The sequence below is a fragment of the Alkaliphilus pronyensis genome (genome assembly GCF_009017275.1).
GTDB classification, from domain to species: Bacteria; Bacillota; Clostridia; order Peptostreptococcales; family Natronincolaceae; genus Alkaliphilus_C; species Alkaliphilus_C pronyensis.
The window spans coordinates 17,169-43,478 of sequence record NZ_WBZC01000056.1 but is presented as its reverse complement, the minus strand read 5'-3'; the positions used below and the strand labels follow the sequence as shown (position 1 = coordinate 43,478).

The 26,310-nt window shown below is 35.5% G+C and carries 26 protein-coding genes; 20 read left to right on the top strand and 6 right to left on the bottom strand.

From position 1 onward, the window contains the following. The first annotated feature begins 49 nt into the window (after window positions 1-49). From F8154_RS12710 to ade, 7 genes are all read left to right on the top strand, one after another. The gene (locus F8154_RS12710) at window positions 50-1,381 is read left to right on the top strand and encodes an NCS2 family permease (RefSeq protein ID WP_243141249.1); all 1,332 of its coding nucleotides are present in this window, start codon (window positions 50-52) and stop codon (window positions 1,379-1,381) included. Between the two features lie 148 nt (window positions 1,382-1,529). Beyond that, window positions 1,530-2,867: a 5'-deoxyadenosine deaminase gene (locus tag F8154_RS12705; RefSeq protein WP_151861999.1), complete on the top strand. Its 1,338-nt coding sequence runs from the start codon at window positions 1,530-1,532 to the stop codon at window positions 2,865-2,867. Between the two features lie 64 nt (window positions 2,868-2,931). After that, complete coding sequence (locus F8154_RS12700) at window positions 2,932-3,798, top strand: FAD binding domain-containing protein (protein WP_151861998.1); 867 nt, start codon at window positions 2,932-2,934, stop codon at window positions 3,796-3,798. Between the two features lie 15 nt (window positions 3,799-3,813). Then, the gene (locus tag F8154_RS12695) at window positions 3,814-4,296 is read left to right on the top strand and encodes a (2Fe-2S)-binding protein (RefSeq protein ID WP_151861997.1); all 483 of its coding nucleotides are present in this window, start codon (window positions 3,814-3,816) and stop codon (window positions 4,294-4,296) included. Then, a complete protein-coding gene (locus F8154_RS15565; RefSeq protein WP_151861996.1) occupies window positions 4,293-5,549 on the top strand; it encodes a xanthine dehydrogenase family protein molybdopterin-binding subunit in 1,257 nt (418 codons plus the stop codon). Before F8154_RS12695 ends, F8154_RS15565 begins: the two co-directional genes overlap by 4 nt. A gap of 1 nt (window position 5,550) precedes the next feature. Further along, window positions 5,551-6,495, top strand: coding sequence for a xanthine dehydrogenase family protein molybdopterin-binding subunit (locus F8154_RS15560; RefSeq protein WP_151861995.1), 945 nt, complete (start codon window positions 5,551-5,553; stop codon window positions 6,493-6,495). A 5-nt stretch (window positions 6,496-6,500) separates the two neighbouring features. After that, window positions 6,501-8,225: an adenine deaminase gene (ade, locus tag F8154_RS12680; protein ID WP_151861994.1), complete on the top strand. Its 1,725-nt coding sequence runs from the start codon at window positions 6,501-6,503 to the stop codon at window positions 8,223-8,225. Between the two features lie 539 nt (window positions 8,226-8,764). Here ade and F8154_RS12675 read toward each other — a convergent pair. After that, entirely contained in the window at window positions 8,765-9,355 is a 591-nt protein-coding gene (locus F8154_RS12675; RefSeq protein WP_151861993.1) for a hypothetical protein, read from the bottom strand. 238 nt (window positions 9,356-9,593) lie between these two features. Between F8154_RS12675 and F8154_RS12670 the strand changes: the two genes are divergently transcribed. Together F8154_RS12670 and F8154_RS12665 are read left to right on the top strand one after the other, a co-directional pair. Then, window positions 9,594-10,199, top strand: coding sequence for a DUF3137 domain-containing protein (locus F8154_RS12670; RefSeq protein WP_151861992.1), 606 nt, complete (start codon window positions 9,594-9,596; stop codon window positions 10,197-10,199). A gap of 69 nt (window positions 10,200-10,268) precedes the next feature. Next, window positions 10,269-10,481 carry an alpha/beta-type small acid-soluble spore protein gene (locus F8154_RS12665; protein WP_151861991.1) on the top strand — a complete coding sequence of 71 codons (213 nt, stop codon included), beginning with the start codon at window positions 10,269-10,271 and terminating at the stop codon, window positions 10,479-10,481. Between the two features lie 52 nt (window positions 10,482-10,533). Here the strand turns inward: F8154_RS12665 and F8154_RS12660 are convergent, their stop codons facing one another. The 4 genes from F8154_RS12660 to F8154_RS12645 all read right to left on the bottom strand — a co-directional run bounded on the left by F8154_RS12660 (window position 10,534) and on the right by F8154_RS12645 (window position 15,740). Then, window positions 10,534-11,820: an ABC transporter permease subunit gene (locus F8154_RS12660; RefSeq protein WP_207706886.1), complete on the bottom strand. Its 1,287-nt coding sequence runs from the start codon at window positions 11,818-11,820 to the stop codon at window positions 10,534-10,536. Window position 11,821: 1 nt separating this feature from the next. Next, a complete protein-coding gene (locus tag F8154_RS12655; RefSeq protein ID WP_151861990.1) occupies window positions 11,822-12,862 on the bottom strand; it encodes an ABC transporter permease subunit in 1,041 nt (346 codons plus the stop codon). Window position 12,863: 1 nt separating this feature from the next. Then, on the bottom strand, window positions 12,864-14,468 hold the full coding sequence (locus F8154_RS12650; RefSeq protein ID WP_330577911.1) for a sugar ABC transporter ATP-binding protein: 1,605 nt from the start codon (window positions 14,466-14,468) through the stop codon (window positions 12,864-12,866). Window positions 14,469-14,555: 87 nt separating this feature from the next. Then, window positions 14,556-15,740 (bottom strand): DUF3798 domain-containing protein, encoded by a 1,185-nt coding sequence (locus F8154_RS12645; protein ID WP_151861988.1) that lies wholly within the window; start codon window positions 15,738-15,740, stop codon window positions 14,556-14,558. Between the two features lie 366 nt (window positions 15,741-16,106). Between F8154_RS12645 and F8154_RS12640 the strand changes: the two genes are divergently transcribed. Continuing rightward, window positions 16,107-16,961: a CvfB family protein gene (locus tag F8154_RS12640; protein WP_192930297.1), complete on the top strand. Its 855-nt coding sequence runs from the start codon at window positions 16,107-16,109 to the stop codon at window positions 16,959-16,961. A gap of 26 nt (window positions 16,962-16,987) precedes the next feature. Here F8154_RS12640 and F8154_RS12635 read toward each other — a convergent pair whose 3' ends face one another. Beyond that, complete coding sequence (locus tag F8154_RS12635; protein ID WP_192930296.1) at window positions 16,988-18,037, bottom strand: tetratricopeptide repeat protein; 1,050 nt, start codon at window positions 18,035-18,037, stop codon at window positions 16,988-16,990. Between the two features lie 239 nt (window positions 18,038-18,276). On the opposite strand from F8154_RS12635, the gene F8154_RS12630 reads away from it, so the two are divergent. The 10 genes from F8154_RS12630 to F8154_RS12585 all read left to right on the top strand — a co-directional run bounded on the left by F8154_RS12630 (window position 18,277) and on the right by F8154_RS12585 (window position 26,282). Beyond that, complete coding sequence (locus F8154_RS12630) at window positions 18,277-18,801, top strand: ECF transporter S component (protein ID WP_151861985.1); 525 nt, start codon at window positions 18,277-18,279, stop codon at window positions 18,799-18,801. A 154-nt stretch (window positions 18,802-18,955) separates the two neighbouring features. Next, window positions 18,956-20,563: a peptide chain release factor 3 gene (locus F8154_RS12625; RefSeq protein WP_151861984.1), complete on the top strand. Its 1,608-nt coding sequence runs from the start codon at window positions 18,956-18,958 to the stop codon at window positions 20,561-20,563. A gap of 18 nt (window positions 20,564-20,581) precedes the next feature. Continuing rightward, window positions 20,582-21,523, top strand: a complete 942-nt coding sequence (locus tag F8154_RS12620) for a phosphoglycerate dehydrogenase (protein ID WP_330577910.1) — start codon at window positions 20,582-20,584, stop codon at window positions 21,521-21,523. 97 nt (window positions 21,524-21,620) lie between these two features. After that, window positions 21,621-21,806 carry a DUF378 domain-containing protein gene (locus F8154_RS12615; RefSeq protein ID WP_151861983.1) on the top strand — a complete coding sequence of 62 codons (186 nt, stop codon included), beginning with the start codon at window positions 21,621-21,623 and terminating at the stop codon, window positions 21,804-21,806. A 180-nt stretch (window positions 21,807-21,986) separates the two neighbouring features. Next, window positions 21,987-22,229 carry a carboxymuconolactone decarboxylase family protein gene (locus tag F8154_RS12610; RefSeq protein WP_151861982.1) on the top strand — a complete coding sequence of 81 codons (243 nt, stop codon included), beginning with the start codon at window positions 21,987-21,989 and terminating at the stop codon, window positions 22,227-22,229. Between the two features lie 18 nt (window positions 22,230-22,247). Then, window positions 22,248-22,514, top strand: coding sequence for a carboxymuconolactone decarboxylase family protein (locus F8154_RS12605; RefSeq protein WP_151861981.1), 267 nt, complete (start codon window positions 22,248-22,250; stop codon window positions 22,512-22,514). A gap of 109 nt (window positions 22,515-22,623) precedes the next feature. Continuing rightward, window positions 22,624-23,397 (top strand): SafA/ExsA family spore coat assembly protein, encoded by a 774-nt coding sequence (gene safA / locus F8154_RS12600; RefSeq protein WP_207706885.1) that lies wholly within the window; start codon window positions 22,624-22,626, stop codon window positions 23,395-23,397. A 174-nt stretch (window positions 23,398-23,571) separates the two neighbouring features. Beyond that, the gene (locus F8154_RS12595) at window positions 23,572-23,958 is read left to right on the top strand and encodes an adenine nucleotide alpha hydrolase family protein (RefSeq protein ID WP_151861979.1); all 387 of its coding nucleotides are present in this window, start codon (window positions 23,572-23,574) and stop codon (window positions 23,956-23,958) included. A gap of 82 nt (window positions 23,959-24,040) precedes the next feature. Then, on the top strand, window positions 24,041-25,324 hold the full coding sequence (locus tag F8154_RS12590; RefSeq protein ID WP_151861978.1) for an MFS transporter: 1,284 nt from the start codon (window positions 24,041-24,043) through the stop codon (window positions 25,322-25,324). Next, complete coding sequence (locus F8154_RS12585; protein ID WP_192930295.1) at window positions 25,299-26,282, top strand: TIGR01212 family radical SAM protein; 984 nt, start codon at window positions 25,299-25,301, stop codon at window positions 26,280-26,282. Before F8154_RS12590 ends, F8154_RS12585 begins: the two co-directional genes overlap by 26 nt. The last annotated feature ends 28 nt before the right edge of the window (window positions 26,283-26,310 follow it).

Below are 26,310 nucleotides of genomic sequence, written 5' to 3'. Positions count from 1 at the left end.
GGTGGGCATAATTGTTTTTTATCATTGTAAACCAAAAGGGGGCTTTAAAGTGAGTACAAAGTTACAAACGGAAAATAGCTTTTTAGAAAAGACCTTTAAGCTGAAGGAAAATAAAACAAATGTTAAAACAGAAATTTTAGCTGGTGTTACAACATTTATGACAATGGCGTATATTTTAGTAGTTAACCCAGACATTCTAAGCGCCACAGGTATGGATTTTAATGCATTGTTTACTGCTACTGCATTGTCTGCTGCAATTGCAACAATTGCTATGGCTTTTCTGGCAAATTATCCTTTTGCTTTAGCTCCAGGTATGGGTCTAAATGCATTCTTTGCCTTTACAGTAGTAATTGGTATGGGATACTCTTGGGAATTTGCTCTAACTGCAATTTTAATTGAAGGTATTATTTTCTTATTATTGACCTTCTTTAATGTAAGAGAGGCCCTTGTAAATAGCATACCACTTAATATCAAGCATGCTGTAAGTGTTGGTATAGGTTTATTTATTGCTTTAATAGGCTTCAAAAATGCAAAAATTGTAACAGCATATGAATCTACGCTAGTTACTCTAGGAGACTTAGGGAGTCCAGGTGTTTTACTTGCATTAGTTGGTCTTGTAATAACTGGTATTTTATTAGCTAAAAAGGTTAAGGGTGCTTTACTTATTGGTATCGTAGCCACAACTGCTATAGGTATTCCTTTAGGAATAACTCCAATGCCTAGCCAAATAATAAGTGCACCTCCTTCATTAGCACCAATTTTCTTTAAGTTTGATTTTAGTCAAATTTTTTCATTAGATATGCTTATAGTAGTATTTACCTTCCTATTTGTTGACCTGTTTGATACTTTAGGTACTCTTGTGGGGGTAGCTTCTAAAGCAGATATGCTGGACAAAGACGGAAAATTACCAAAGGCAAAGCAAGCTTTGTTTGCAGATGCTATTGGTACAACTGTAGGGGCCTGTTTAGGAACAAGTACAGTTACAACCTATGTAGAAAGTGCATCTGGTGTTGCTGAAGGTGGAAGGACAGGTTTAACAGCCTTAACCTCTGGTGTATTATTTGCATTATCATTATTCTTAGCTCCACTGTTTCTAATTGTTCCATCAGAAGCAACTGCACCAGTACTTATTCTTGTAGGATTATTTATGATGACACCTATTACTAAGATAGATTTAGAAGATTACACTGAAGCAATACCTGCTTTCTTAACAATAGTTATGATGCCATTTACCTTTAGTATCGCAGAAGGTATAGTATTTGGTATTATGTCATATGTATTCTTAAAGCTATTTACTGGTAAAGGTAAAGATGTATCTATTATAATGTACGCTTTAACTGGAATCTTCATATTAAAGCACTTTGTAGAAAAGCTAATATAATATAATATATGCTCCCATCCCTTGATGGGAGCATATAAATAGCATTATGGGTAGCTATTAAAAACAGCTGCAAAAGGCAAATGTAAACAGCTGTTTTTAATAAGTACCCATATAGAGGGGGATACATTACACAGGGAGGACCTAACTCATGAAGAAAAAACTAATAAAAAATGGAACTATTGTAACTATGAATGAAAAGAGAGAAATAGTTAAAGGAGATATTCTAGTAAACAAAGATAAGATTGAAAAAATATCTCCCCACTTAAATATTGAGGATGCTGAAATTATTGATGCTGAAGGAAAAGTTGTTATACCTGGCCTTATCCAAACTCATATTCACTTAACCCAAGCCCTATATAGGGGTCAAGCAGATGACTTAGAGCTACTAGACTGGCTAAAGGAAAGGGTGTGGCCCTTAGAAGGCTCCCATACAGCAGAATCCAACTATGTGTCTGCAAAGCTAGGCATTGCAGAGTTAATTAAAGGAGGAACAACATCAATTATTGATATGGGCACTGTAAACCACACAGACTCAATATTCGAAGCTATTGAAGAGGGTGGACTTAGAGCCCATGCAGGTAAATGCATGATGGACTATGGCGCAGGGGTGCCAGCTACATTAATGGAGGATACAGAAGAATCTATTAAGGAAAGTGTTAGGCTTTTGAAAAAGTGGCATGGTAAAAGTAACAATAGAATTAACTACGCCTTTGCTCCACGATTTGTTGTATCCTGTACAGAGGAATTACTTGTTAAGGTTAGGGATTTAAGTAAAGAGCACGGAGTAATGATACACACCCATGCTTCTGAAAATAGAGGGGAAATAGAACTGGTCCAAAAAGACAGAGGCATGAGGAATGTTATTTATCTCCATAAGCTAGGACTAACAGGCGAAAAATTAATTTTAGCCCATTGCATATGGCTTGATGAAGCGGAAATGAAAATATTAGCAGAAACAGGAACAAGAATCTCCCATTGTCCAAATTCTAACCTGAAATTGGCCTCTGGCATTGCAAAAATACCAGAATTGTTAGATATGGGTGCGGTAGTCTCAATAGCCGCCGATGGTGCTCCATGTAACAATAACCTAGATGTGTTCCAAGAAATGAGAAGCGCAGCACTAATACAAAAAGCAAGATTATTGAGTCCTACTGTAATGCCTGCCCATCAAGTATTTGAATTGGCTACTATTGGTGGAGCAAAGGCAATGGGCTTATCAGATAAAATCGGTAGCCTAGAGGAGGGTAAGAAGGCAGATATAGTCATAATGAATCTTGATAAATTACACTCCTTCCCAAGTGAAGAGGTTGATATAGTATCTAGGCTAGTGTATGCTGCACAATCGTCTGACGTTGAAACTACAATTATTGATGGGGAAATTCTCATGAAGGACCGTAGGCTATTAACGCTAAATGAAAAGGAAATATTAAAGGATGCAAATAGATTAATTAGTCAACAAATCAAGCTGGCAAATGTTAAAAAATAACTAATTTATATTTTAGATCATAAGGAAGCAAAGCTTCCTTTTCTTATAAGGAGGAATGATAATTATGGAGATAAATGAAGTTTTTAAGCCCAGTAAAGTTGAAGAAGCAATTAAACTTTTAGACCATTATCAAGAGACCTCAAAAATTATTGCAGGTGGAACAGACTTAATTATAAGCCTTAGAGAGGGTAAAGAATCGGCTTCAGTTATAATAGATATCTCATCAATTAAGGAGCTAAAAGAAATAACTAAAAGAGAAGACTGGATAGAAATAGGAGCAGGTGTTACCTTTACAAAGGTTGTAAATGCTACAATGCTACAGGAAAAATACAAAGGCTTAATTGATGCAGCGGCTTCAGTTGGTTCTCCACAGATAAGGAATGCAGCAACTGTTGGAGGCAACATATGTAATGCATCACCTGCAGCAGATTTTATTCCACCACTTTTAGCATTGGAGGCAGTTTTGGTTATTGCAGGGAGTAATGGCATAAGGGAGATTAAGCTCAATGACTTTATTACGGATAAGGGTAAGGTTGCATTGAGTAAAAATGAGCTACTAGTAAAGGTAAAGTTTAAAGAGCTTAAGAGAAATCAAGGGCTAGGATTTAATAAGCTTGGTTTAAGGAAGGCTTTAGCCATTTCAAGGATTTGCACATCAGTATATTTAGAAATATCAGAGGATTCAAAATGTAGGGATATGAGGATTGCAAATGGTTCACTTGGTAGACACGGATTAAGAGAGAAGGTAGTAGAGAACTATTTTAAAGGAAAACCCTTAACCAGCGAGACAATTGAAATAGGTAGCCAGCTTTTAGAAGAAGAGGTAAATAATCGCCTACAGGGTCGCTCAAGTGCAGAGTTTAAAAGAGAAGCAGTGAAGGGAGTATTTACAGTAGCACTTAACAAAGCCATAGAAAATTCTAGGCTTTAGAAGGGAGAACCTATAATGAAGAAAATAGCATTAAACATAAATGGTGAAGAATATGTAGTAGATATAAATGAAGATATGCGTCTTATAGATTTATTAAGGGATAAGCTTCATTTTACTGGCACTAAAGAAGGCTGTGGTGAAGGAGAATGTGGTGCCTGTACCGTTATTATGGACGGAGAAACGGTAAACTCCTGTATGGTTTTAGCCTTTCAAGCAGAGGGTAGAGAAATAATTACTATTGAAGGGGTAGGCAATGGTGAAGCTCTACACCCCATCCAAAAAGCTTTCCTAGAAGAGGGTGCAGTTCAATGTGGCTTCTGTATCCCGGGAATGGTACTATCGGCAAAGGCTTTACTTGATAAAAAACCTGCACCAACCAGAAATGAGATACGCGAAGGTATATCTGGAAACCTTTGTAGATGTACTGGCTACAATAAAATAGTAGATGCCATTGATAAAGCTTCTAAATATCTTAAAGAAGAGGGGGAGACAAAATGAAGCTAGAAACAGTTGGCAAAAACATAATAAGGGTTGACGGATTAGCTAAGGTAACGGGAAAAGCCACTTATCCTCAAGACCTGTACATGGACAATATGTTATATGGAAAAACTCTTCGATCAACAAAGCCCCATGCCAATATAAAGGTTGATACAAAAAAAGCAGAGAAAATACCAGGGGTAATAAAAATACTAACCTATAGGGATGTCCCCTATAATCATCATGGGGTGCTTTTTAAGGATCATGAGGTTTTTTGTGCTAAAAAGGTTAGGTCAATTGGTGACCCAATCGCTTTTGTTGTGGCAACATGTGAGAAGACAGCTACTAAGGCATTAGAAGAAATTGAGGTAGAGTATGAAGAACTGGAGGCAGTTTTTGACCCAATAAAGGCAATGGATGAAAAAGCACCAAAGGTCCACGATAAAAGTAATATAATATACAAATACCAGTTAAGAAGGGGAGATATAGAAGAGGGCTTTAAGCAGTGTGACGTTATTGTAGAGGAGGAGTACAAAACCTCAATGGTGGATCATGCCTTTTTACAGCCAGAGGCTGGTATTGCATATCTTGAAAACGACACAGTAGTAGTATGTGTATCAACACAATATCCCCATTTTGATCAACTGGAAATAGCAGAGGCACTTAAAATACCATTAGATAAAGTTAAGGTTATAAACCCTGCAGTGGGAGGAGCCTTTGGTGGACGTGAAGACATAACAATGCAGATTCACTTAGCTCTGGCTACAAGACTTATCGGAAGACCAGTTAAGGCAATATATACCAGGCAAGAATCCTTTGTTGCCCACTCAAAAAGGCACCCAATGATAATGAGGTATAAAACTGGTGCCAATAGGGCAGGAAGGCTTATAGCAATGGAGGCTACAATAGTTGGAGATACTGGAGCATATGCATCTTGGGCAATAAACATTCTTAGAAAATCTGGTGTTCATGCAACTGGGCCCTACGAGATACCTAATGTAAAGGTAGATAGCTATGCTGTTTATACAAATAATCCATTTGCTGGTGCAATGAGGGGCTTCGGTGCAACGCAGGTTCCTATTGCCCATGAACAACAGATGGATATACTGGCAGAAAGGCTAAATATTGATCCTATTAGGTTTCGTTTGGAAAATTGCTTTAAAAAGGGCTCAACTACAGCAACAGGACAGATACTTGAAGAAAGTATACCCCTAGAAAGAACCATAAAAGAGGTTGAAAAGCAGATGAAAAAATCCGTTGTAGGGGGTGTTTAAATTGAAGAAGCGAGGAATAGGCTATGCAAGTACATTTTATGGAACAGGATATGGAAATGGATTTCCTGATATTTCAAGAGCAATTGCAGAATTGGGTACAGATGGAAATATATATATATATGTTGGAGCTACAGAGGTTGGTCAAGGGGCCAAAACAATACTAAGCCAGATAGCAGCAGAGGCATTAGGAGTTGATTTCAGTAGCATTGTCTTTATCTGCGAGGATACAAGTATTACTCCCGATGCTGGAACTGCCGCCGCCAGCCGACAGACCTACAACACTGGAAATGCAATTAAGCTGGCATCAGAAAAACTAAGAAATGAAATAATTAATATATTAGAAAAAAGATATGGAATAAGTACAGAAAATATAGAAGACTATCTATTACAGGTGGCTAAGTTAAATGGCGACGAAGCCCTTAGAATGGATGGGATATTTACCGCCTCCACAACGGAGATGGATGCAGAAACAGGGCAAGGAAATCCATATTATCCCTATACCTTCTCAGTTTATGGTATTGAGGTTGAGGTTGATACAACAACAGGTATTGTAGAGGTAACTAAAGCTGTCTGTGGTCAGGATGTTGGAAGAGCCATTAATCCTAAGCTTATTGAAGGGCAGATAGATGGTGGCTTCTCTATGGGCTTAGGCTATGGAATAATGGAAGACATAAATCTACAAAGTGGAAGGATAAAGCATGATAGATTTACAAGCTACTTAATTCCCACTGCTTTAGATATGCCAGATATAGATAAAATAATTATTGAAGAACCAGAAGCTACAGGTCCCTATGGAGCAAAAGGAATAGGAGAGCCTGTATTGGTTGCAGTAGCACCTGCTATACTAAATGCCATATACAATGCAGTAGGAGTTCGTATGAAGGAGATACCTGTTACTCCTGAAAGGCTACTAAAGGCATTAAAAGTAAAAGAGAGGGGTGTGTAGTAAAAATGAAGGAAATGATCAAGAGAAGAATTGATGTTGCAGCAGGTAGAGAAAAAGCCCAATTAGTATTAAAAAATTCTAAGGTTGTAAATGTATTTTCCCACGAGATAATCGAGGGAGATGTAGCAATAGATAATGGATTTATTGTTGGAATAGGTTCATATGAAGGTGTAGATGAGTATGACGTTAAAGGAAAGTACCTAGCACCTGGTTTAATAGATGCTCATGTACACATTGAATCATCCATGGTAACACCGGGACAGTTTGCTCGGGCAATAGTTCCCAGAGGTACCACAACAATAATAGCCGATCCCCATGAAATAGCCAATGTATGTGGAATTAATGGGATAGAGTTTATTTTAAAGGCAAGTGAGGGTTTACCACTTAACGTATTTATTATGCTTCCCTCCTGCGTGCCAGCAACCTCATTTGAAAATGCTGGAGCAGTTTTAGAGGCTAAAGAGCTTGCAAAACTAATAGATAATGATAGAATACTAGGCCTAGGGGAGCTTATGGATTATCCTGAAGTAGTGTCAGCCAATAATAAAATATTGGATAAAATCATTACTGCCGGTGATAAGATGATTGACGGTCACGGCCCTAACATAGATGGAAAAGCTTTAAATGCATATGTGGCTGCAGGTGTAAGAACAGAGCATGAATGTTCAACATTAGAAGAAATGAAAAATAGACTTGAGCTAGGTTTATATATTTTAATAAGAGAAGGCTCGGCAGCAAGAAACCTAGAAACCCTCGTAGCTGCAGTTACTAAAGAAAACTCAAGAAGATGCTTATTTTGTACAGACGATAAACACCCTGATGATATATTAACGGGAGGACACATTGATAATAACCTTAGATTAGCTGTAAAGAAAGGTATACACCCCATAACAGCTATTCAAATGGCAACAATTAATGCTGCAGAATGCTATGGGCTAAAAAATATTGGGGCTATAGCACCAGGATATAAGGCAGATATCATTGTATTGGAAGACCTGCATAGCTTTAAGGTTAGTAAGGTATTTAAAAATGGTAAGCCTGTAGCAGAAGATATGGGAGCAACCTTTGACGTAGTCCCTCAGAATTACTCAGATGTTATAAATACTGTAAAAATGAAGGAGATAAATAAAGAGGATTTAAGGCTAGAGGTTAAATCAGATATAGTTAATGTAATTAAGCTATTACCCCATAGTCTTGTAACAGAAAGGGCTGTTAGAAAGGTAGAAACAGAAAATGGAGCCTTTAAATATCACAAAAGCTTAGATATTTTAAAGCTGGCAGTAATAGAAAGACATAGGGCTACTGGAAATATTGGCTTAGGATTAGTGGAGGACTTTAAGCTAAAGGGCGGGGCAATAGCTTCAACAATTGCCCACGACTCCCATAATTTAATTGTTATAGGAGATAACGATGATGATATACTACTGGCTATAAAAGAAGTAGAGGAATTAGGGGGAGGTATTACTATAACCTCAAATGGACAGGTTTTAAAATCCCTGCCATTACCTATAGGGGGATTGATTTCTGATGGAACTATGGAGGAGGTTAATCTTCAATTAAACCAAATGCTGGATATAGCATATAATAAGCTAGGGGTTAGTAAAGATATAGACCCCTTTATGACCTTATCCTTCTTAGCACTTCCAGTAATACCCGAAATAAAGCTAACAGATGTAGGCCTGTTTGATGTAAATGAGTTTAACTTTATAGATTTAAGTGTAACTGAATAAGTAATACTTTAAAACAAAAACACCCCCAAGTTTCACTGGAAATTGGGGGTGTTTAAGTCTAATATAATATGAACAAATTAGCTTATAAAGAAATTTAGATAATATTTGACTGAGGCATTAGAAGTACACATTGACGACTATTCAATTAGCGTAATTTTGCAGCATGGAGGCTGCAAAGCTGAAAACTAAGACAGGATGTTGCATTTTTCAGGTAGCTAATTTAATACAAAGTCAATGTAAAGTACTTCTTGACGAAGGAGGCTATTATAAGATATTTCTTTTAAGCTTGTTAGATATATAATTAGTTAAACCAAAAGCTCTAACATATTCTCTTAGTTTCTTATAATCCTTTTAGTAATATAGAAGGATTTTGAAGGTAACAAAGTACTTCTTGACGAAGGAGGCTATTATAAGATTTTTCTTTTAAGCTTATTAGATATATAATTAGTTAAATTAAAAGTTATAACATATTCTCTTAATCTCTTATAATCCTTTTAGTAATATAGAAGGATTTTGAAGGTAACATTGTGATTAGGAGATTAAACATCCTTAAAATGTAAAATCATCAATATATCACCATATACCTCACGCACTAATATGTAGTTATCAAATAGCCTTTCAACAGCACTAATAATTTTACCCTTACTATTGTTGTGAATATCATTTTTTATTTCATATACATCCACATGAACCCTATTCCAATTTAATCGCTTCAAGATTTTTATCTGTTCTTCATCATTTATAAGGGCTAATGGAAGGGTGGCGAATATATTACTACCATATACCTCATGGGCTTTCCAAAATCTATTATGAATATCTAAAACACCTGCTGTTTTCAAGTCAGAGGTTCTTATCATAGAGAATCTTTCTAGGTAATCACCCTCATATACGTCCTTAGCCATAACAGACTTGTATAGAAAGGTTTCCTCAGAAATCTTTTCGGTTATAATGTTTAAATCACCTGCACTATTAAATCTTAACTGATTGGTGGTTGGCATATTCATTAAGGTCTTTTTATAAGCTTCTGCCTCATTTACTAAATCCTGTAGTAGCTGTAGCTTTTCATTATTGCTTATGTTCTTTTCTAAATTATATACTACTGTTTTTATTCTATATAATTCATTAGTCAATTTAGTCACCATCCTAATAGCTTTTAGCAATGCTATTTACATTATAATACAAATTACATATTAATAAAATATGATATATGTCGCAATTTATATAATGCAATAGAGTTAAGAGTATATTTGTCATTGTATAGGTTGATTGATAAAAGCTATTTAATATTTTAGTAAAATAATGTATCCTAATGATATACTATAATAAAGTAAAGCTAATAAACAAAAATTAATATACAGGGGTGATAATATGGGCTTTTTAAAAGGGATTTTTGGATCAAGTAAAAATGAAGTATGGAAGCAATTAGCAGAAGAGCTAGGGGGAGAATTTATAGAAGGTGGATTTTTTAAAACTGATAAAGTAAATGCTAATATGAGGGCATGGACTATAACCCTAGACACCTATACAGTAAGCCATGGAAAAACTAGTTCTACCTATACAAGAATTATAGCACCTTTTGTTAATAATAAAGATTTTAAATTTAAGGTTTATAAAAAGGGATTCTTTAGTGATGTAGGTAAAATGTTGGGTATGCAGGATATTGAGATAGGTATTGAAGATTTTGATGAAAATTATATTATAAAGGGCAATAATGAGGGCTTAATAAAAGAATTATTGTGTAAAGAAGATGTTAGACTACTTATTACACAGCAGCCTAAAATATCTATAGAGATAAAGGATAAATTGGGTTTTTTCGATAAAACACCGGAGGAGGCTGATATACTATATTTTGAAGAAGCAGGAGTATTAAAGGATTTAGAGAGATTAAAAAAGATATTTTTACTATTTGCTTCAATATTAAATAACCTTTACTCATTAGGTGTAACAAGTGAAGAAAATCCAAATATTAAATAAAAACAGGAAGTATGATAATTAAAGAAAATCAAAAAATAATAGTACCTTATATGAAAAGAGGTGATATTAATGGCTGTTGATCCAAATGCAATGAGGGCCCTAAGAGATTTAAAGATTGAGATTGCCAACGAGCTTGGTATTAATAGCGAGTTTCCCTACCCTAGAGGCAATTCTACTTTAGCAACAAAAAACATATTTGATGGTGGCAAAATAGGTGGAAATATGACAAAGAGAATGGTTGAGATGGCAGAGAGGGGCTTAAGGAATAAAACAGATCTGTAGGTAAATTAAAGGATGTCTATAACTAGACATCCTTTAATAGTATTAATAGTAATTAAAGCTTCTTACCTTGAAGCTGCTTTTTCCATGCATGCATACCTAATGATAAGCCTATTACACCATAGGCAACAAAGGCTCTAAAGTATTCTCCTAATTGTGCATCTCCAAATAAATTTTTTCCAGCTATAGGAGATACAATAAACAGAGTGTGGAATAAAACGGTACCTAAAAGGGCGTGGCCTATATTGGCCTTAGTAACAGAGGCACCACCAATCAACAGTGCTGCGATAGCAAACATACCAACCTGTTCATGACTGCCATAGGTACTTAGAGTTCCTAGGTTTTGCAAGAAGAACAGCTGCCCCCAAGCGGCTAAAAGTGTTGAAATAACAATTGCTGTTACCCTTATTTTGTCTGATTTTATACCAGACACAGTTGCCACGTGCCTATCTTGGCCTACCGTTCTAAAGTCTTGACCAATTTTGGTTTTAGAAATAAATATATTAAATAGGCAAAGGAGTCCAATAATTACCATAGTTACAATGGGAACCCTAATATTATTAAGGAGAGAGCTGCCGTTGGTAATTACAAAGGAGTATATAACAAAAGCAAGTCCTGCTATACTATAGTTAATCATTCTTAGCTTTACTTTACTCTTCAAATAATTAGGAACCCCTTTAGTATATTTATAGATATTAAATCCTCCAATTAATATAGATACACATCCAATCATCATAAGGGTTCTAGGAAGGGTCCACCTTATTAAATCATCAATTGCATATTTTAATCCCCCAGTTAAATCTATTGAAACCCTTAAGCCAACCCCAGTACTAAGAAGTAAAGTTTCATTCTCCATAGGTATAATACTTCCAACCATTATTAAGAAAACCAGCTGATATAGGCCGTTGGCAAAAAAACCAAGAATAAGGCTGGTAATCATTTCTTGTCCCTTAGTCTTGTTTAAGAGCTTACCAGTTAAATACCCAAATATAATGGCTATGGGGGCTGATATTACAACACATATTAAAAAGCCCTGCCAACCAACAATACCCCAGTGGGTTACCATTATGATTGCCACCTGTCCCGCCATTGCTCCAAGAACAATTGCAAAGTTCAAGCCCATACCCGCCAATACTGGAATTATTAAGGCTAAAACAAGAAAGGCATTTCTTGCTATTCTTGTAATTAAATCATTAACAAAAAACGCAAAGGATAACTCAGAGTAGTAAAAACCAATATAGCAGATAATTACAAACATGATTGTTACCATATTGTTAAGGGAAAACCTCTTAATTTTATCCCATATTGTAGCTTTTTTATTTACTCCAATTAATTCTGCCATATTATTCTCCACCTCCCACCTGTGTCAATGCATATAGAATTATACCATTACTCACAATGATTCTAGTTATTTCAGCTAAGCTTCCTGCAGTTAACATTTTGTTTGCAACAGGTAGTGCTACAACAAGCAACCCTTGAAAAAGGAAGGTACCAATAAACACATGGGATATGGAGGCCTTTTTTACTGTTGCACCACCAATTAGGATGGCAGCCACAGCTGAAAAGCCCATAAACATTGGAGCCTGATAAAGCTGAATAAAGCCAAAGCTTTGGCTATAAACTATAATTCCTATTGCACCTAAAACAGTAGATAAAATTGAACCAAAGGTTCTGTATTTATTAACATTTAAGCCTGCTGCTGTTGCAAATCTCGGATTATCACCTACCGCCTTCATTGCAATTCCCGCTTTACTTTGAAGTATAACCCATACTATAAGATTCATGGCTATAAGGAATAATAATAGGCCTGTGGGAATAGTTAAATTACCAATGCTTATGGCGGCAAAATCATTTAGTATTTTATCATATCTTCCAGTAAGGGTTATTGTTGTTCTTAAGCCTCCCCCTATAATCCAGGCTATTTCATCACTCTTGAAGGGTAAGATCATCCAGCCAATACTCATTAAAGATACTGCTGAAAAGCCTGCGTATGTGGCAATTGTCATTTCAGAACCCTTAACCCTATTAAGTAAAACACCATAACCCCAACCTACTACAATCGCTATTGGTATTGATACAAGAATAGCAGTAGTAAAAGCTGGAAACCCTACTAAATCAAGCTCTATACTAACAAGTCCACCAATAAGACCACAAAGTATCCCTAAAGGCAAACCAAAGTTCAAGCCTATTCCACATAAGATTCCTGGTACCATTGCCAATACCAAGACTCCATGCATACCAGTTCTCACCAGTGTATCTGAAAGAAGACCTGCAATAGATAAATTATATATTACCGCCAGTACACAAAGAGATAGAAGGAAGGTTACTATAATAATCCGAGGCAATCCAAACTGCTTTATATATACATGTAGTTTATCCTTCATATTAAATTACCTCCTTACTCTTGAGTTTGTTATATTCACCTGACATCATTAGACCATAATCAGTATCACTGGCATCTGGCATAAGGATTCCTTCAATTTTACCCTCACTTACTATGGCAATTCTATGACAGATAGATCTAAGCTCAGCCAATTCGCTGGAGGTTATTATGATGGTAATACCCAGCTCCTTGTTTAGCTTAATAAGTGTATCTAAAACCAGCTTCTTGGCGCCTATGTCAATTCCCCTTGTAGGCTCTGAAACTAAAAGTATCATTGGATCAAGGGTTAAGGCTCTGGCGATACATACCTTCTGCTGATTACCACCACTTAATCTTCTAACAATTTGCTCAGGTCCAGTACAACGTATATCCAATTGCTTAATCATATCTAAGGCATGAGTTCTAATCTGCCTATGACTCTTCTGACTAAAAAGCTTATAATCCCTTAAAAATTTATTTTTGTTTTGCATAGCTGTTATGGCAATATTCATTTCAATAGATGTATCCAATAGAAGCCCAACACCTCTTCGATCCTCCGATACAAAGGCTAGGTTCCTTTTTATAGATTCCTTTGGGTTATTTAATGCTAAGGGCTGACCATCAATTAAAACATTACCCCGTGAAGGATATAGACCCATTATTCCATTGGCTATACCAATTTTCCCTTGCCCAGCTAAGCCCCCTATTCCAAAGATTTCTCCTTTGTAAATATCAAGATTTAAATCCCGTACCTCTTCACCTGGCATAGCTACATTAAACTTCCTTAAGGATACTGCAACTGGTTGATTCTCAATGTCTTTAGCCTCATGCTTTGCCAAGCTTTCTATTTGTCTACCAACCATTAATTCTGCCATTTCAAAGACGTTTGTATCATCCTTACTTTTTCTAGTTATAAATTGGCCATCCCTCAAAATTGTAATATTATCTGCCACCTCCATAACCTCGTCTAATCTATGGGTTATGAATATTATTGCAATTCCAGAGCGGGCTATTTTCTTCATGGCCTTTAGTAGGTTGTCGGCCTCGCTTTCAGTTAGCACAGCAGTAGGCTCATCGAAAACTAAAACCTTTATGTTTTGCTTATCAATTTCACGGGCAATTTCAATAAATTGCATATATCCAACAGGCAGTCCTGCAACCTTAATCCATTCCTCAATACCAATATCTAAGGTATCAAGGGCTTTTCTTGCTTCTTTATTCATTTCATCAAGGTCTATTTGCTTCAAGGATGTGGGCATTAAATTATTTATAAAGTCCTTTTTTATTAATTCTCTGTTGAGCTTTATGTTTTCAGTAATAGTATAGCCAGGTATAAGCATAAATTCTTGATGAACCATGCCAATACCCAAATCCATAGCCTGTAGAGGCGAGTTAATGTCTACTTTTTCACCATCCAGCTCTATTTCACCATCAAAGCCGCCTGTGGAATGAATAACAGACATTCCAAATAGTATATTCATAAGGGTAGATTTACCCGCACCATTTTCTCCAAGAAGTGCGTGAATTTCACCTGCCCTAATCTCTAAGTTAATGTTATTTAAAACCCTTGTGCCATAATATTCCTTTGATATGTTACTCATCTTCAAGACACTTTCCTGTGATTTCAAAGGGATACCTCCTTCAATAGTATTACTATTTTTAAAAATGCAAGGTTGCATATTAAGCAACCTTGCATAAAAAACATATTTTTGATACTAGAATATTATATGGTCTGATAGGTATAAGAAATAGTTGTCATAATCACCGTACTTGCTTAACTGTACCTTACCACCTGCAATGCTTTCTAGGATTTCAACTAATTTAGCTTCATCAACCTTATCACTGGTATTACCTTCTAGGTAGGCTCTAACGTATTCAACACCAGCTTCTATATACATCATATTAACTGGAACTGGCCATGTTGCAACTCTACCACCAGCACCTGCCGCCTTAATTTTACTCTCTAGCTCAGATCTAATAAAGTCAATGTCACCCTTCTTATCATCAGGAATGGAAACACCAAGGGCTGCAGGTAGAGCATGATATGGTGATGGACAACATTGAACTGGGAAGATTGCTCCTTCTTCAATTGTTGCTCTAATCATTGGTTCCATCATAGCACAATTGGTTCCAAAGAAGGCTGTATTCTTACCGAACTCCTCTACCTTTCTTGGTAGATCTTCAAGGATAAACTGCTGTGTTCCAGGAACTCCTGCATCGCCTGTTGGATCTGGAGCATCTGCTTCAACAAATGTTAAACCAATTTTTTCTGCTTCTTCCTTCATCATGTCTCTTCTCTTAGACAGCATCTCATAGGACATATGTCTTGGGAATGAATAATGGACTAGAACTTCAGCTCCCATTTCCTGAGCATGCTTAGCTATTTGTGGACCTCTTGCCAGGTCATTTGTTTGAAGAATTATATCTCCCTTGCTGGCTATCATATCTGGGTCTTCACCAGGAACCCCTAGGAAGAAGAAGATATCAGGTCTTATTTCTCTAACTCTATCTATAGCAGCCGCAGCACCAGGAACGGCCTGAACCATAACAATAGCTTTAACATCGGGGTCAGAAGCCATGGCCATCATGTTAGTAATGGTGGTTTCTTGCTCCTGCATAAATCTATCAGGATAAGTGGCAGTAATAATCATGTCTCCATACTTTTCCTTCATTTTTTGAGCCAAGCGGAACTCCTCTTCCCCTTGACTTACAGTACCAGTCATGATACCGATTTTGTATGCTGTTGCTGCTCCTTCTCCGTGCTTACCATCTTCGCAACAAGCATCTTCACAAGCACCCTCAGTTTCTTGATTTTCAGGAGCAGTTGCTGGTGCGCCACATGCTGCTAATCCAAGAACCATTAGTAAGGACAAGGTAATTACTAATAATTTTTTCATCATACTTAATTTCCCCCTTTAAATTTTTAAAAAAAGTTTATAATTTAAAATAACCACCCTTTTAAAAGGTTGATTTTTCAGAAACTAAAATCGTTTCTGAATTTTTAAATTAATAAACACTACTAATAATTATATAATTAGTTATATTAATAGGCAAGCTAATTTTATGCAGGAAAATGTATTAAAACACATAAAAAAAAATTAATACAGTTTACAAAATGTTAATAAAATATTTACAAATAAGTAATATCAATGGCTTTATATCCCTATAAATGTTACAAAAATGTAATAAATTTATGGATTTAATAGAATGCTATAGCCAATAGTGTGGTAGAATTAAGTTAAAAGAAAACGAATGAGGTGCTAAAATTGGGTTTAGAAATTGGAAAAATAAATCTATTAACAATTGATAAAATAACAGAGGAAGGTGTTTTGCTAAAAGCTGGTGGTGGAGTTAAAGAAACCATCAAGTTAAGTAATGATCAGTTTCCTGATGATAAAAAGGCAGGAGATACAATAGAAGTTTTCATTTACCGTGATTCTCAGGATAAAATTGCTGCCACGACAAGAAAACCATATGGTCTAGTAGGGGAATTAGCATATCTTAAAGTTATTGACATTACACCTATAGGTGCTTTTATGGATTTGGGACTAGAAAAGGATTTATTTCTGCCTAAAAGTGAACAAACTACTTCAATAGCTAAGGATAACAGATATTTAGTCAAAATATATGTAGACAAAAGCAATAGATTATGTGCCTCCATGAGAATAGACGATGATTTAAAATCAGGAGGAGATTATAAGCCTGGAGAAATGGTAAAGGGTACAGTCTATGGAGTTAATCCAAGGCTAGGTGTGTTTGTGGCGATTGACAACTTGCATTATGGGTTTGTACATATTTCGGAAAACTATAAAGGCTATAAAATTGGTGATAAAGATGTTTTTAGGGTAGTTAAAGAGCGTGAAGATGGTAGAATAAATTTATCCACAAGAAAGCTTGCCTATCAACAAATAGATGAAGATGCTAATGAAATTGTAAAGCTAATTATTAAAAACAAAGGCTTCTTACCATTACACGATAAAAGTACACCAGAAGAAATAAAGGAATATTTAAATGTAAGTAAAAACGCATTTAAAAGAGCAATAGGAAAGCTTTTAAAGGAGAAGATAATAACTCAAGATGAGTATGGAGTTAAGTTTACTGAAGGTAATAAATATAATTAACATAAAAACTAACCAAGTTTATTTGGTTAGTTTTTAGTCATTATTATGTCAATAATACTTTCTCCTTCAGAAATTCTATTCATTATTTCTCCTATGTTTTTATATTGGGTATTGGCACTATAAACCCTTTGAAAACGCTTGTTAGCCAAGGTAGACTTACCTAGATAAGTATATGCAACCCCCATAAAGTAGTGGCAATCAATAAAGGGCTCATCCATATTCCGCCTTTTACCGACAGCAGTTTGAAAAGCCTGTACAGCAGCTTCATATTGTTGTAAACCTAAAAAGCATAGGCCCTTAAAATAATTCTTCCATAATCTAAAATCTGTGTTTTCACCGGAGTTAGGAAAGCTTTCAGCAATCAGCAATGCTAAATCATAATTATTATTCTGTATAGATAATAAAATAGCATTTGCTTTAGGAGACCAGTATGTTATTGAGTCTAAGCTTACTGGGTCAATTTCATTGAAGAACTTAGCATATAATTCATAGGCTTGGGAAGGCTTATCTAGCTCCAATAGGCATTCTGCCTTAACTAATTCCAAGGCTGGATCAGCTTTAGGGTGCTTTAAGACAATATTTAATGATTCGATGGCTTCTTGATATTTTTTGCTATTAAACTCCTTATAGGCATTTTTGTATGCAACTAAAGCAGGGCTTGTTTTCTTTCTCCATATGTGATGTATGAATATTATTAATCCACCAATAAAAAGAAGTAACAGATCAATAAAACTAAGAAAAACAAACAATATACCAATAATTCCTAAAATAGATTGTAAAGGGTAAACCTTTGATTTTAGTTCAGAGGGTATGTCCCTTTTAAAGAATGGATGCACAGTGTTTTTAGAAACAATTTCAATTCTTTCTTCCTCATTTTCCTTCTTTTTAACAGGAAGTGGGAGGTTTTTTGAGAAGGATAAACCGGTTTTGCCTAAATAAGCAGTGGCTTTTATACCCCTTTTATTGGCATTTATTCGTATTTTCCCTACCCCCCCCTTTATAATAGGTCCGTTTTTTCCTAATTGTAATTCTAGTCCCTTACCTAAATGAATGGTTTTATTAAATCGCAACCCCATTTGAAGCACCTCCATTACCTAATTTTACATTTACATACATTATAGTCATATCATTGGGCAAAATCAAATTTTTTGTTCTTTTTAAGCAAATAATAGCGATGGGCATAATGAAAAATTGTATCGATACAAACAGTGTCAAACTATTGAAAAATAGGGATTTACATTTAATAAAAAAGATAGTATAATATTATTGTACCTAAGCATACATACAATGTAAATACAATTAAGGGGGATTAATTATGAGAAATGAATCACTTCAAAACCTAACAATTATAGGATTATTAACTGCACTTATAGCTGTTTCCACAATGATAATAACAATACCTATACCTGCAACAGAAGGATTTATTCACTTGGGAGATAGTATGATTTTTCTGGCAGCTATTTTGTTTGGAAGCAAAAAGGCAGGTCTATCTGCCGGTATAGGGTCAGCAATGGCTGATGTTCTACTTGGATATACCCATTGGGCATTACCAACCTTGATAATAAAAGGATTAATGGGATATGGTGTTGGAGTTATTGCAAATCAAGAAAATGATAATATTCTTAATACCAGAAACATAATAGCTTTAACCTTTGGAGCCCTATGTATGGTAACAGGATACTTCTTTACAGGTGCAGCCCTTAAAGGGAGCTTCGCAGTGGCACTAGCCAGTGTACCAGCCAACCTTATTCAGGGCTTTGGTGGAGCAATACTTTTTTTACCTTTAGGGATAGCATTAAAAAGAACTAAGATTATAGATAAGTATGCGATAAAGCAATAAAGGAAATACTCTTAGTCATAAGTCTTAGGATATGGTAGAAGCCATATCCTTTTTAACGCAGATTTTTTCCTGCATGATTGACATAGTACCTACAATAGGTTAAAATTTGAGGTATTGAAAAACAATAGATATAATACAAAGAAAGAGGATAAATATGACACAGCAAGACTTATCAAAGCAAATAAAGAGAAGAAGAACATTTGCAATTATATCACATCCAGATGCTGGAAAAACAACCTTGACTGAAAAATTATTACTCTATGGTGGTGCTATTAGATTAGCAGGCTCAGTAAAATCCCGTAGAAGCCAGAAACATGCTGTATCCGATTGGATGGAAATTGAAAAGCAAAGAGGTATATCAGTAACATCTAGTGTATTGCAATTCGAGTATAATGGGTATTGCATTAATATTTTAGATACCCCTGGACATCAGGATTTCAGTGAAGACACATATAGAACTCTAATGGCAGCCGATAGTGCAGTGATGGTAATAGATTGTGCTAAAGGAGTTGAGGAGCAAACTAAAAAACTATTTCATGTATGTAAGATGAGGGGGATACCAATATTCACCTTCATTAATAAGTTAGATAGAGCAGGCAAGTCTCCCTTTGAGCTAATGGAGGAAATTGAAAAGGTACTAGGAATTAAATCCTATCCAATGAATTGGCCTATAGGAACAGATGGTGATTTTAAAGGTGTTTATAATAGAAGCAAATCACAAATAGAGCTATTCAGCGATGGTAATCACGGTCAGTCGGTGGTATCCTCCATAGTTGGGGATGTAGGTGATGTAGCCTTTAAGGAGCATTTAGGGGAACAGCAGCATCAGCAATTAATGGAAGAAATTGAGTTGCTGGATATGGCAGGTGATGAATTTAATTTAAACAAGATTTTAAATGGACAGCTAACTCCAATATTTTTTGGGAGTGCCATGACAAATTTTGGGGTACAGCCCTTCTTAGAATCATTTTTATCACTTACAACTCCTCCAGCAGGAAGAACAAGTAATATAGGTGAGATTGATCCACTCTCAAATGAATTCTCGGGGTTTATATTTAAGATACAGGCAAATATGAATCCAACACATAGGGACAGAATAGCATTTTTAAGAATATGCTCTGGAAAGTTTGATAAAGGGATGACGGTTAACCATGTTCAGGGTAATAAAAAGGTTAGATTATCTCAACCTCAGCAATTTATGGCACAAGATAGAGTAATTGTTGAGGAGGCATACGCAGGAGATATTATTGGTATCCACGATCCAGGCATTTTTAGGATAGGAGATACTCTATGTCATCTGCAGGATAAAATAATGTATGAAGGAATACCAGTTTTTGCTCCTGAGCATTTTGCAAAAATATATGCCAAAAACTCACTAAAACGAAAACACTTTTTAAAGGGAATATCTCAAATAGCAGAAGAAGGAGCTATACAGGTTTTTAAACGACCACAGCTTGGTGTTGAGGAACTGATAGTAGGAGTTGTAGGAGCCTTACAGTTTGAGGTTCTGGAATATCGTCTTAATAATGAGTATGGTGTAGAGGTTGTTATGAATCAATTGCCATACAAATATATTCGTTGGGTTGAAATGGAAAACTTTGATGCCGATAGCTTTGGTGTTACAATGGATACCTTAATAGTAGAGGACGAAGACCAGCAGCCAGTTTTATTATTTCAAAATGAATGGTCAATTGATAGGGTCAAGGAACGTAATCCTAAGGCAGTATTAAAGGACATTTCATCAAGAAGAATAAACATATAAAATTGAAGGGGGGATATTGTGAAGGCTTTATTTACCTATGATTATGGCAAGGAAAGCATGGATAAAATCCGAAAGCTAGGCTATGATATATTAATTACTAATGAAAATGAAGCGGTTTTTACAAATAGCTATAAAGATGTTGAGGTGTTGGTTTGCTATAATCCATTCTCAACCCTAGACATCAGCTTAATGGAGCAGTTAAAATGGATACAGCTATCAAGCATTGGCATAGACCAGGTTCCTAATGATGTTGTACAAAATAATAGCATTGTTGTAACTAATAATAGGGGTGGCTACAGCATTCCTATGGGGGAGTGGATAGTATTAAAGCTTTTAGAAATCTATAAAAACAGCTATGGCTTTCACCAAAGAAAGCAAAAAAAGGAATGGTTTTTAGATAAGTCTCTCCTAGAGCTTTACGGAAAGAAGATTTTATTTATTGGAACAGGAACAATAGCTCAAGAGGCGGCTAAAAGATTACAGGGCTTTGAAATGGAGATACTAGGGATTAATACCAATGGAGAAAATGCCCCCTGGTTTAATAAGTGCTATCCTACTAATATGATGGCAGAAACAATTGCTAAAAGCGATATTGTTGTATTAACATTACCCTATACAGAAAAAACCCATCATATTATCGACTCAAATAGTTTAAAAATGATGAAGGATAATGGAGTACTTATCAATGTAAGTAGAGGAAGCATTGTTGATGAAGCAGCATTAATTGAGCATCTAAGCAATGGACATTTGATGGGAGTAGCCTTAGATGTATTTGAAAGGGAGCCACTTCCTAAAGAAAGCCCCTTATGGGACATAGACCGTGTATTAATTAGCTCCCATAATTCATGGATTTCAGAGATGAGAAATGCCAGAAAATATAAAATGATCTATGACAATATGAAAAGATTTATAGAAGGTAAAGAGCTATTGAACAAGGTTAATGTTAATAGGGGCTATTAACTTATTTAAGAAGTTAGTACCCATAAAGGTATATTAATAGTTATCTCCTCATATATATTGAAAAAGGGTCTTAGCCATTTTTAAGGAGGGGAATACTTTGTTTACATGGATAGCTTTAATACTTATAATTGTGGGTGCTATAAACTGGGGATTAGTAGGATTGTTTGATTTCGATTTAGTAGCATCAGTATTTGGAGGAAGAAGAAGCCCCTTAGCTCGACTTGTATATATTTTAATTGGGCTGTCGGGGATATTTACAGCAATAATGTTGCTTTTTAAGTGATCAAGCTTCTGGTTAAGTAGTATGGATTTATTCTATACTGCTATTTTTTTTGTTTAAAGCTGTTTATTTAAATAACACTATAGTAAAAATAAACTATAAAGCCTTTAGCAATAATAATGGTAAAGAATGCTATAATAGAAAAAAGTCAACTTTAATATGATTTACAAAGGAGAGATTAAAATGGCAAAAATTAAAGCCTTAGAGGTAAATGAAGTGGATGATAAAGCCAAAAGGATTTTTGATGAGTTTATGGAGCAAAGAGGAAACATACCTAATATGTTCAGAACACTAGCCTACAGACCTCAATTATTAGAAACGGCCTATGATCACTTCAAAGCCATACTATTTACAGGTACAGTAGATATTAAGCTGAAAGAAATGCTGGCAGTAAAGGTGTCAGTAATGAATGAATGTCAATACTGACTGGCTTCCCATACTGCTTTGGCAAAGCGGTTCGGAGTTTCTGAGGAATCAATTAAAGATCTTTTGGAGGGCTTAAAGAACCCCCAAAGCTTTACTGAAAAAGAGCTGGTGGCTTTAGAGTTCGCAGAAGTAATGTCAAAGAATCATAAAATGCCTAACCAATTATGGAAAAGGCTTAAAGACTTCTTTGAAGAAGGAGAGATAATTGAGATTACCTGTGTAGTAGGTATTTTTAACTACTTCAATAGGTTTAACAATATACTTGATGTGGATGTAACTAAGTAAAAGCCTGTTAAACTATCCCCTTTTCTAATGCCAATTATTTTTACAATCCTTTAACCAAAGAAAAGCATTCTCATATAATGTAATGAGTGAAAAGAAAAGGAGGATTAACATGTACTATAACTATAAAAGACAGAACCCTGTAAATAATTTTCCACCTCCACCCCCCTGTATCGGTGGAACTATTTATACGGTTAGACCAGGAGATACTATGTTTCGTATAGCCAATGAGTATGGAATAAGCCTACAGCAGCTTATCGAAGCAAACCCCCAAGTACAAAACCCCAATATAATAACTCCGGGACAAAAAATATGTGTACCAAGCAAAATTGTTCCACCTCCACCCCCAGAGTTTTGTACCGATGGGACCATTTACATTGTTCAACAAGGAGATTCAATGTTTACAATTGCCCGTAGGTTTGGTGTAACACTTCAAAGACTAATTGCTGCTAACCCACAGGTGGCTGATCCAAACGTAATCGAAGTAGGGCAACAGATTTGCATCCCAATACCAGATTTACCCCTTCCCGAAAACATATGCAAAGCAGAACTAAGGCCCTTAAGGGAAGGTGTTTTAGGTGGAACAGCCTTTATAAACGAGGCCACTCCAACGCTATGGATAACAACCTTTGGATTACCTGCACCAGCAGAAATTGATTCATGCTATTGTGTTTATGTTGCTTGGGTATATAATCCTGTGGCTGATGCATACGTAAAGACTAAGCTACAACCCACTGGCCTGTCAGGAATAGAAGGAGGTTATTCAACCTTCCCAAGTCTTATAACCTTTGAAGGTTATAAAGAAATAATTGTTACAGCGGAGCCAAGAAATATACCGGCAAGACCTAGTGGAGAAGTAGTATTATCAGGAGTAATTATTTGCTAATGAAGCCCTGCAGCATTAAAGCTGCAGGGTGACTAATGTAAAAGATTAAAGATTTTTCACATTTAATGATATTGAGCAATTTATTTCAAAATATAGTATAATAAAAATGTAGGTCTTTTCAGGGCACATAAAAAGTATAATAAATCATTAATATACACAGAAAGGGGCCCGCATATGAAGAATAAAAAGAATGTGATGGTTTGTGTTACACAGCAGGTTACTTGTGAACGTTTAATTAAGATAGGAGCAGATTATAGAGGTAAGGATTTAGGCAATCTTTATGTAGTACATGTTGCACCAGAAGGAGTAAATTTTTTGGGTAACTCAAAAGAGGGAGAGGCACTAGATTACCTATTTGAAATATCAAAGGAGGTTGATGCTGACATGACAGTATTAAGATCCTCTAATGTTGTTAAATCTATAGTTGATTTCTGTCAAAAGAATAATATAGGGAGAATTATTTTAGGTGAATCACTTGAAACCTCTTCAGAAAACAGTGTAATTACGAAGTTAAGTAAAAAGCTATGCAAAAATGTAGATATTACTGTAATTCCTACTTAAAAAAAGGAGATTTCTATCATAGATAGGAATCTCTCTTTATAAAGAAAACTAACACTAATATACTGTAAGGAGATAAACGGCAATGAGTAAAAATAATCCTATGAGAAGATGGAGCATTTGGTTTACATTAGTTTTGGCATTTGTAACAGTTTTTTTTCATCGTCTTGCCATTGGTGTTGTAGCAGATGACCTTTCAATAGATTTAGGTCTAACGGGGAAAAGCCTAGCTAATTTAACCTCCATGACATTTTATGCCTATGCTTTAATGCAAATACCAGTGGGAATAATGGTGGATTCAGTTGGAGTAAGAAAATTCTGTGCTTTGGGTACACTATTAACAGGTGTAGCTTCAATTATGTTTGGCTTATCATCTAACCTTGTTGTTAGCTATGCTGCAAGATTTATGGTGGGCTTAGGAACCTCTGTTATAATTATATCAATACTTAAAATTCAAATGACTTGGTTTAAACCAAAGCAATTCTCAACTCTCTGTGGGCTTACCTCCTTATTCGGTAATATGGGGGCTTTTTTAGCAACTTTACCACTGGCATACTTAGTAATTCAAGTTGGATGGAGAAATAGCTTTCATGTTATGGGGGCTATATCAATTTTACTATCATTGCTTATTTGGATTATAGTTAGAGACCATCCTGAAGGCTTAGAACCTGAGTATAAGTCCAGTAGAAATATGTTGGAGGGTATAAAAAAGGTACTGTTAAACCCTTATACATGGCCACCCTTTGCAATTATGTTTTTTATGGTGGGCTCCATGACTGCAATTCTTGGACTATGGGGTATTCCCTATCTGATGCATGTATATGATATATCAAAGGCCCATGCAGCAGGCTATTTATCCTTTGCATCTATTGGCTTTATGGTGGGTGGACCAATTGTAGGATGGCTCTCTGACCTATTGAATGGTGAAATAAAAAGAATATTGGCAGTTGCTATTTCAATATTTACAGGTATATGGATATATATGACTATAGCTGGAGGAAAGCCGCCAGTACAGCTACTGCCAATCATATTTTTCATGTTGGGATTCACAACTATCTGTCACATATTATCCTTTACCAATGTAAAAAATGTAAATGATCCTGCTTATACAGGAACTGCAACAGCAATAATAAACGTTGGTGAGTTTATAGGTGGCTCACTATTAAGCTTTAGTATAGGTGTATTCCTAGATTATGGCTGGACTGGTGCAATAAATAGTGGAAATCGAGTTTACGAGGCTACCCAGTATCAATATGTTTTTGCCTTTATCAGCTTGTTATCATTATGTAGTTTAGCATCACTTATATTTATGAAGGGAAAGGAAGCAAAAAGGAAGGATCTAAATGAAAAAAGTAACGTTGCCCTATAAAACTTATTCTGAGTACTTAAAAAGCAAATATAGTGAAAAGGTATATAAGCTTCCTGTAAATCTACCTACAACCTGTCCCAATAGAGACGGGCAATTGGGCATATCAGGCTGTAGCTTTTGTCCAGAGGTAGGTGCTGGCTTTGAAACCATATCAAACAGCATTTCCGTAAAAGAACAGCTTCAAAATAACATGAGCTTTATTAAAAAAAAGTACAAAGCAAAGAAATTTATTGCCTATTTTCAGAACTTCAGTAATACCTATATGGATACTGAATTATTTGCCAAATATATGGAACAGGCTGCAATAGATAATATAGTAGAAGTTTGTGTATCTACACGTCCAGACTGTATTACTACTGAGCATCTTAATATTTTAAAGGAAATAGGGGAAAAGCACCAATTAGAGATATCAATAGAGCTAGGTCTACAGACAGTTAATTATCATTCACTTCACAAGGTAGATAGAGGGCATACACTTGCAGAGTTTATTGATGCAGTCCTCCAAATTAAGGCATTTAACTTTCAGATATGTGCCCATTTAATTCTTAATTTACCATGGGATAACATGGATGATGTAGTTGAAAATGCAAAAATTCTATCTGCATTAAGGGTAGATCAAGTAAAGCTCCACGCTTTATATATTATGAAGGATACAAAGCTTGGTGAAATCTACGAAAAAGGCCAAGTTAAGCTTATATCTATGGAGGAGTATAAAGAAAGGGTTATAACCTTTTTGGAGTATCTGTACCCTAATATTATAGTTCAAAGATTAATTGGTAGGGCACCAGAGGAAAATGGTTTGTTTGTAAATTGGAATATGAGCTGGTGGAAAATTAGAGACTTAATTCATGAGGAAATGATTAGCCTCAATAGATATCAAGGTAAAAAAGCTACTTACTTAGGTGGTAAAGCATTAAATAAATTTAATAGCAGGAAAAATTCAGAATATATAGAATAATAAAGAATAAGGTAGAAAAAAATCTTTT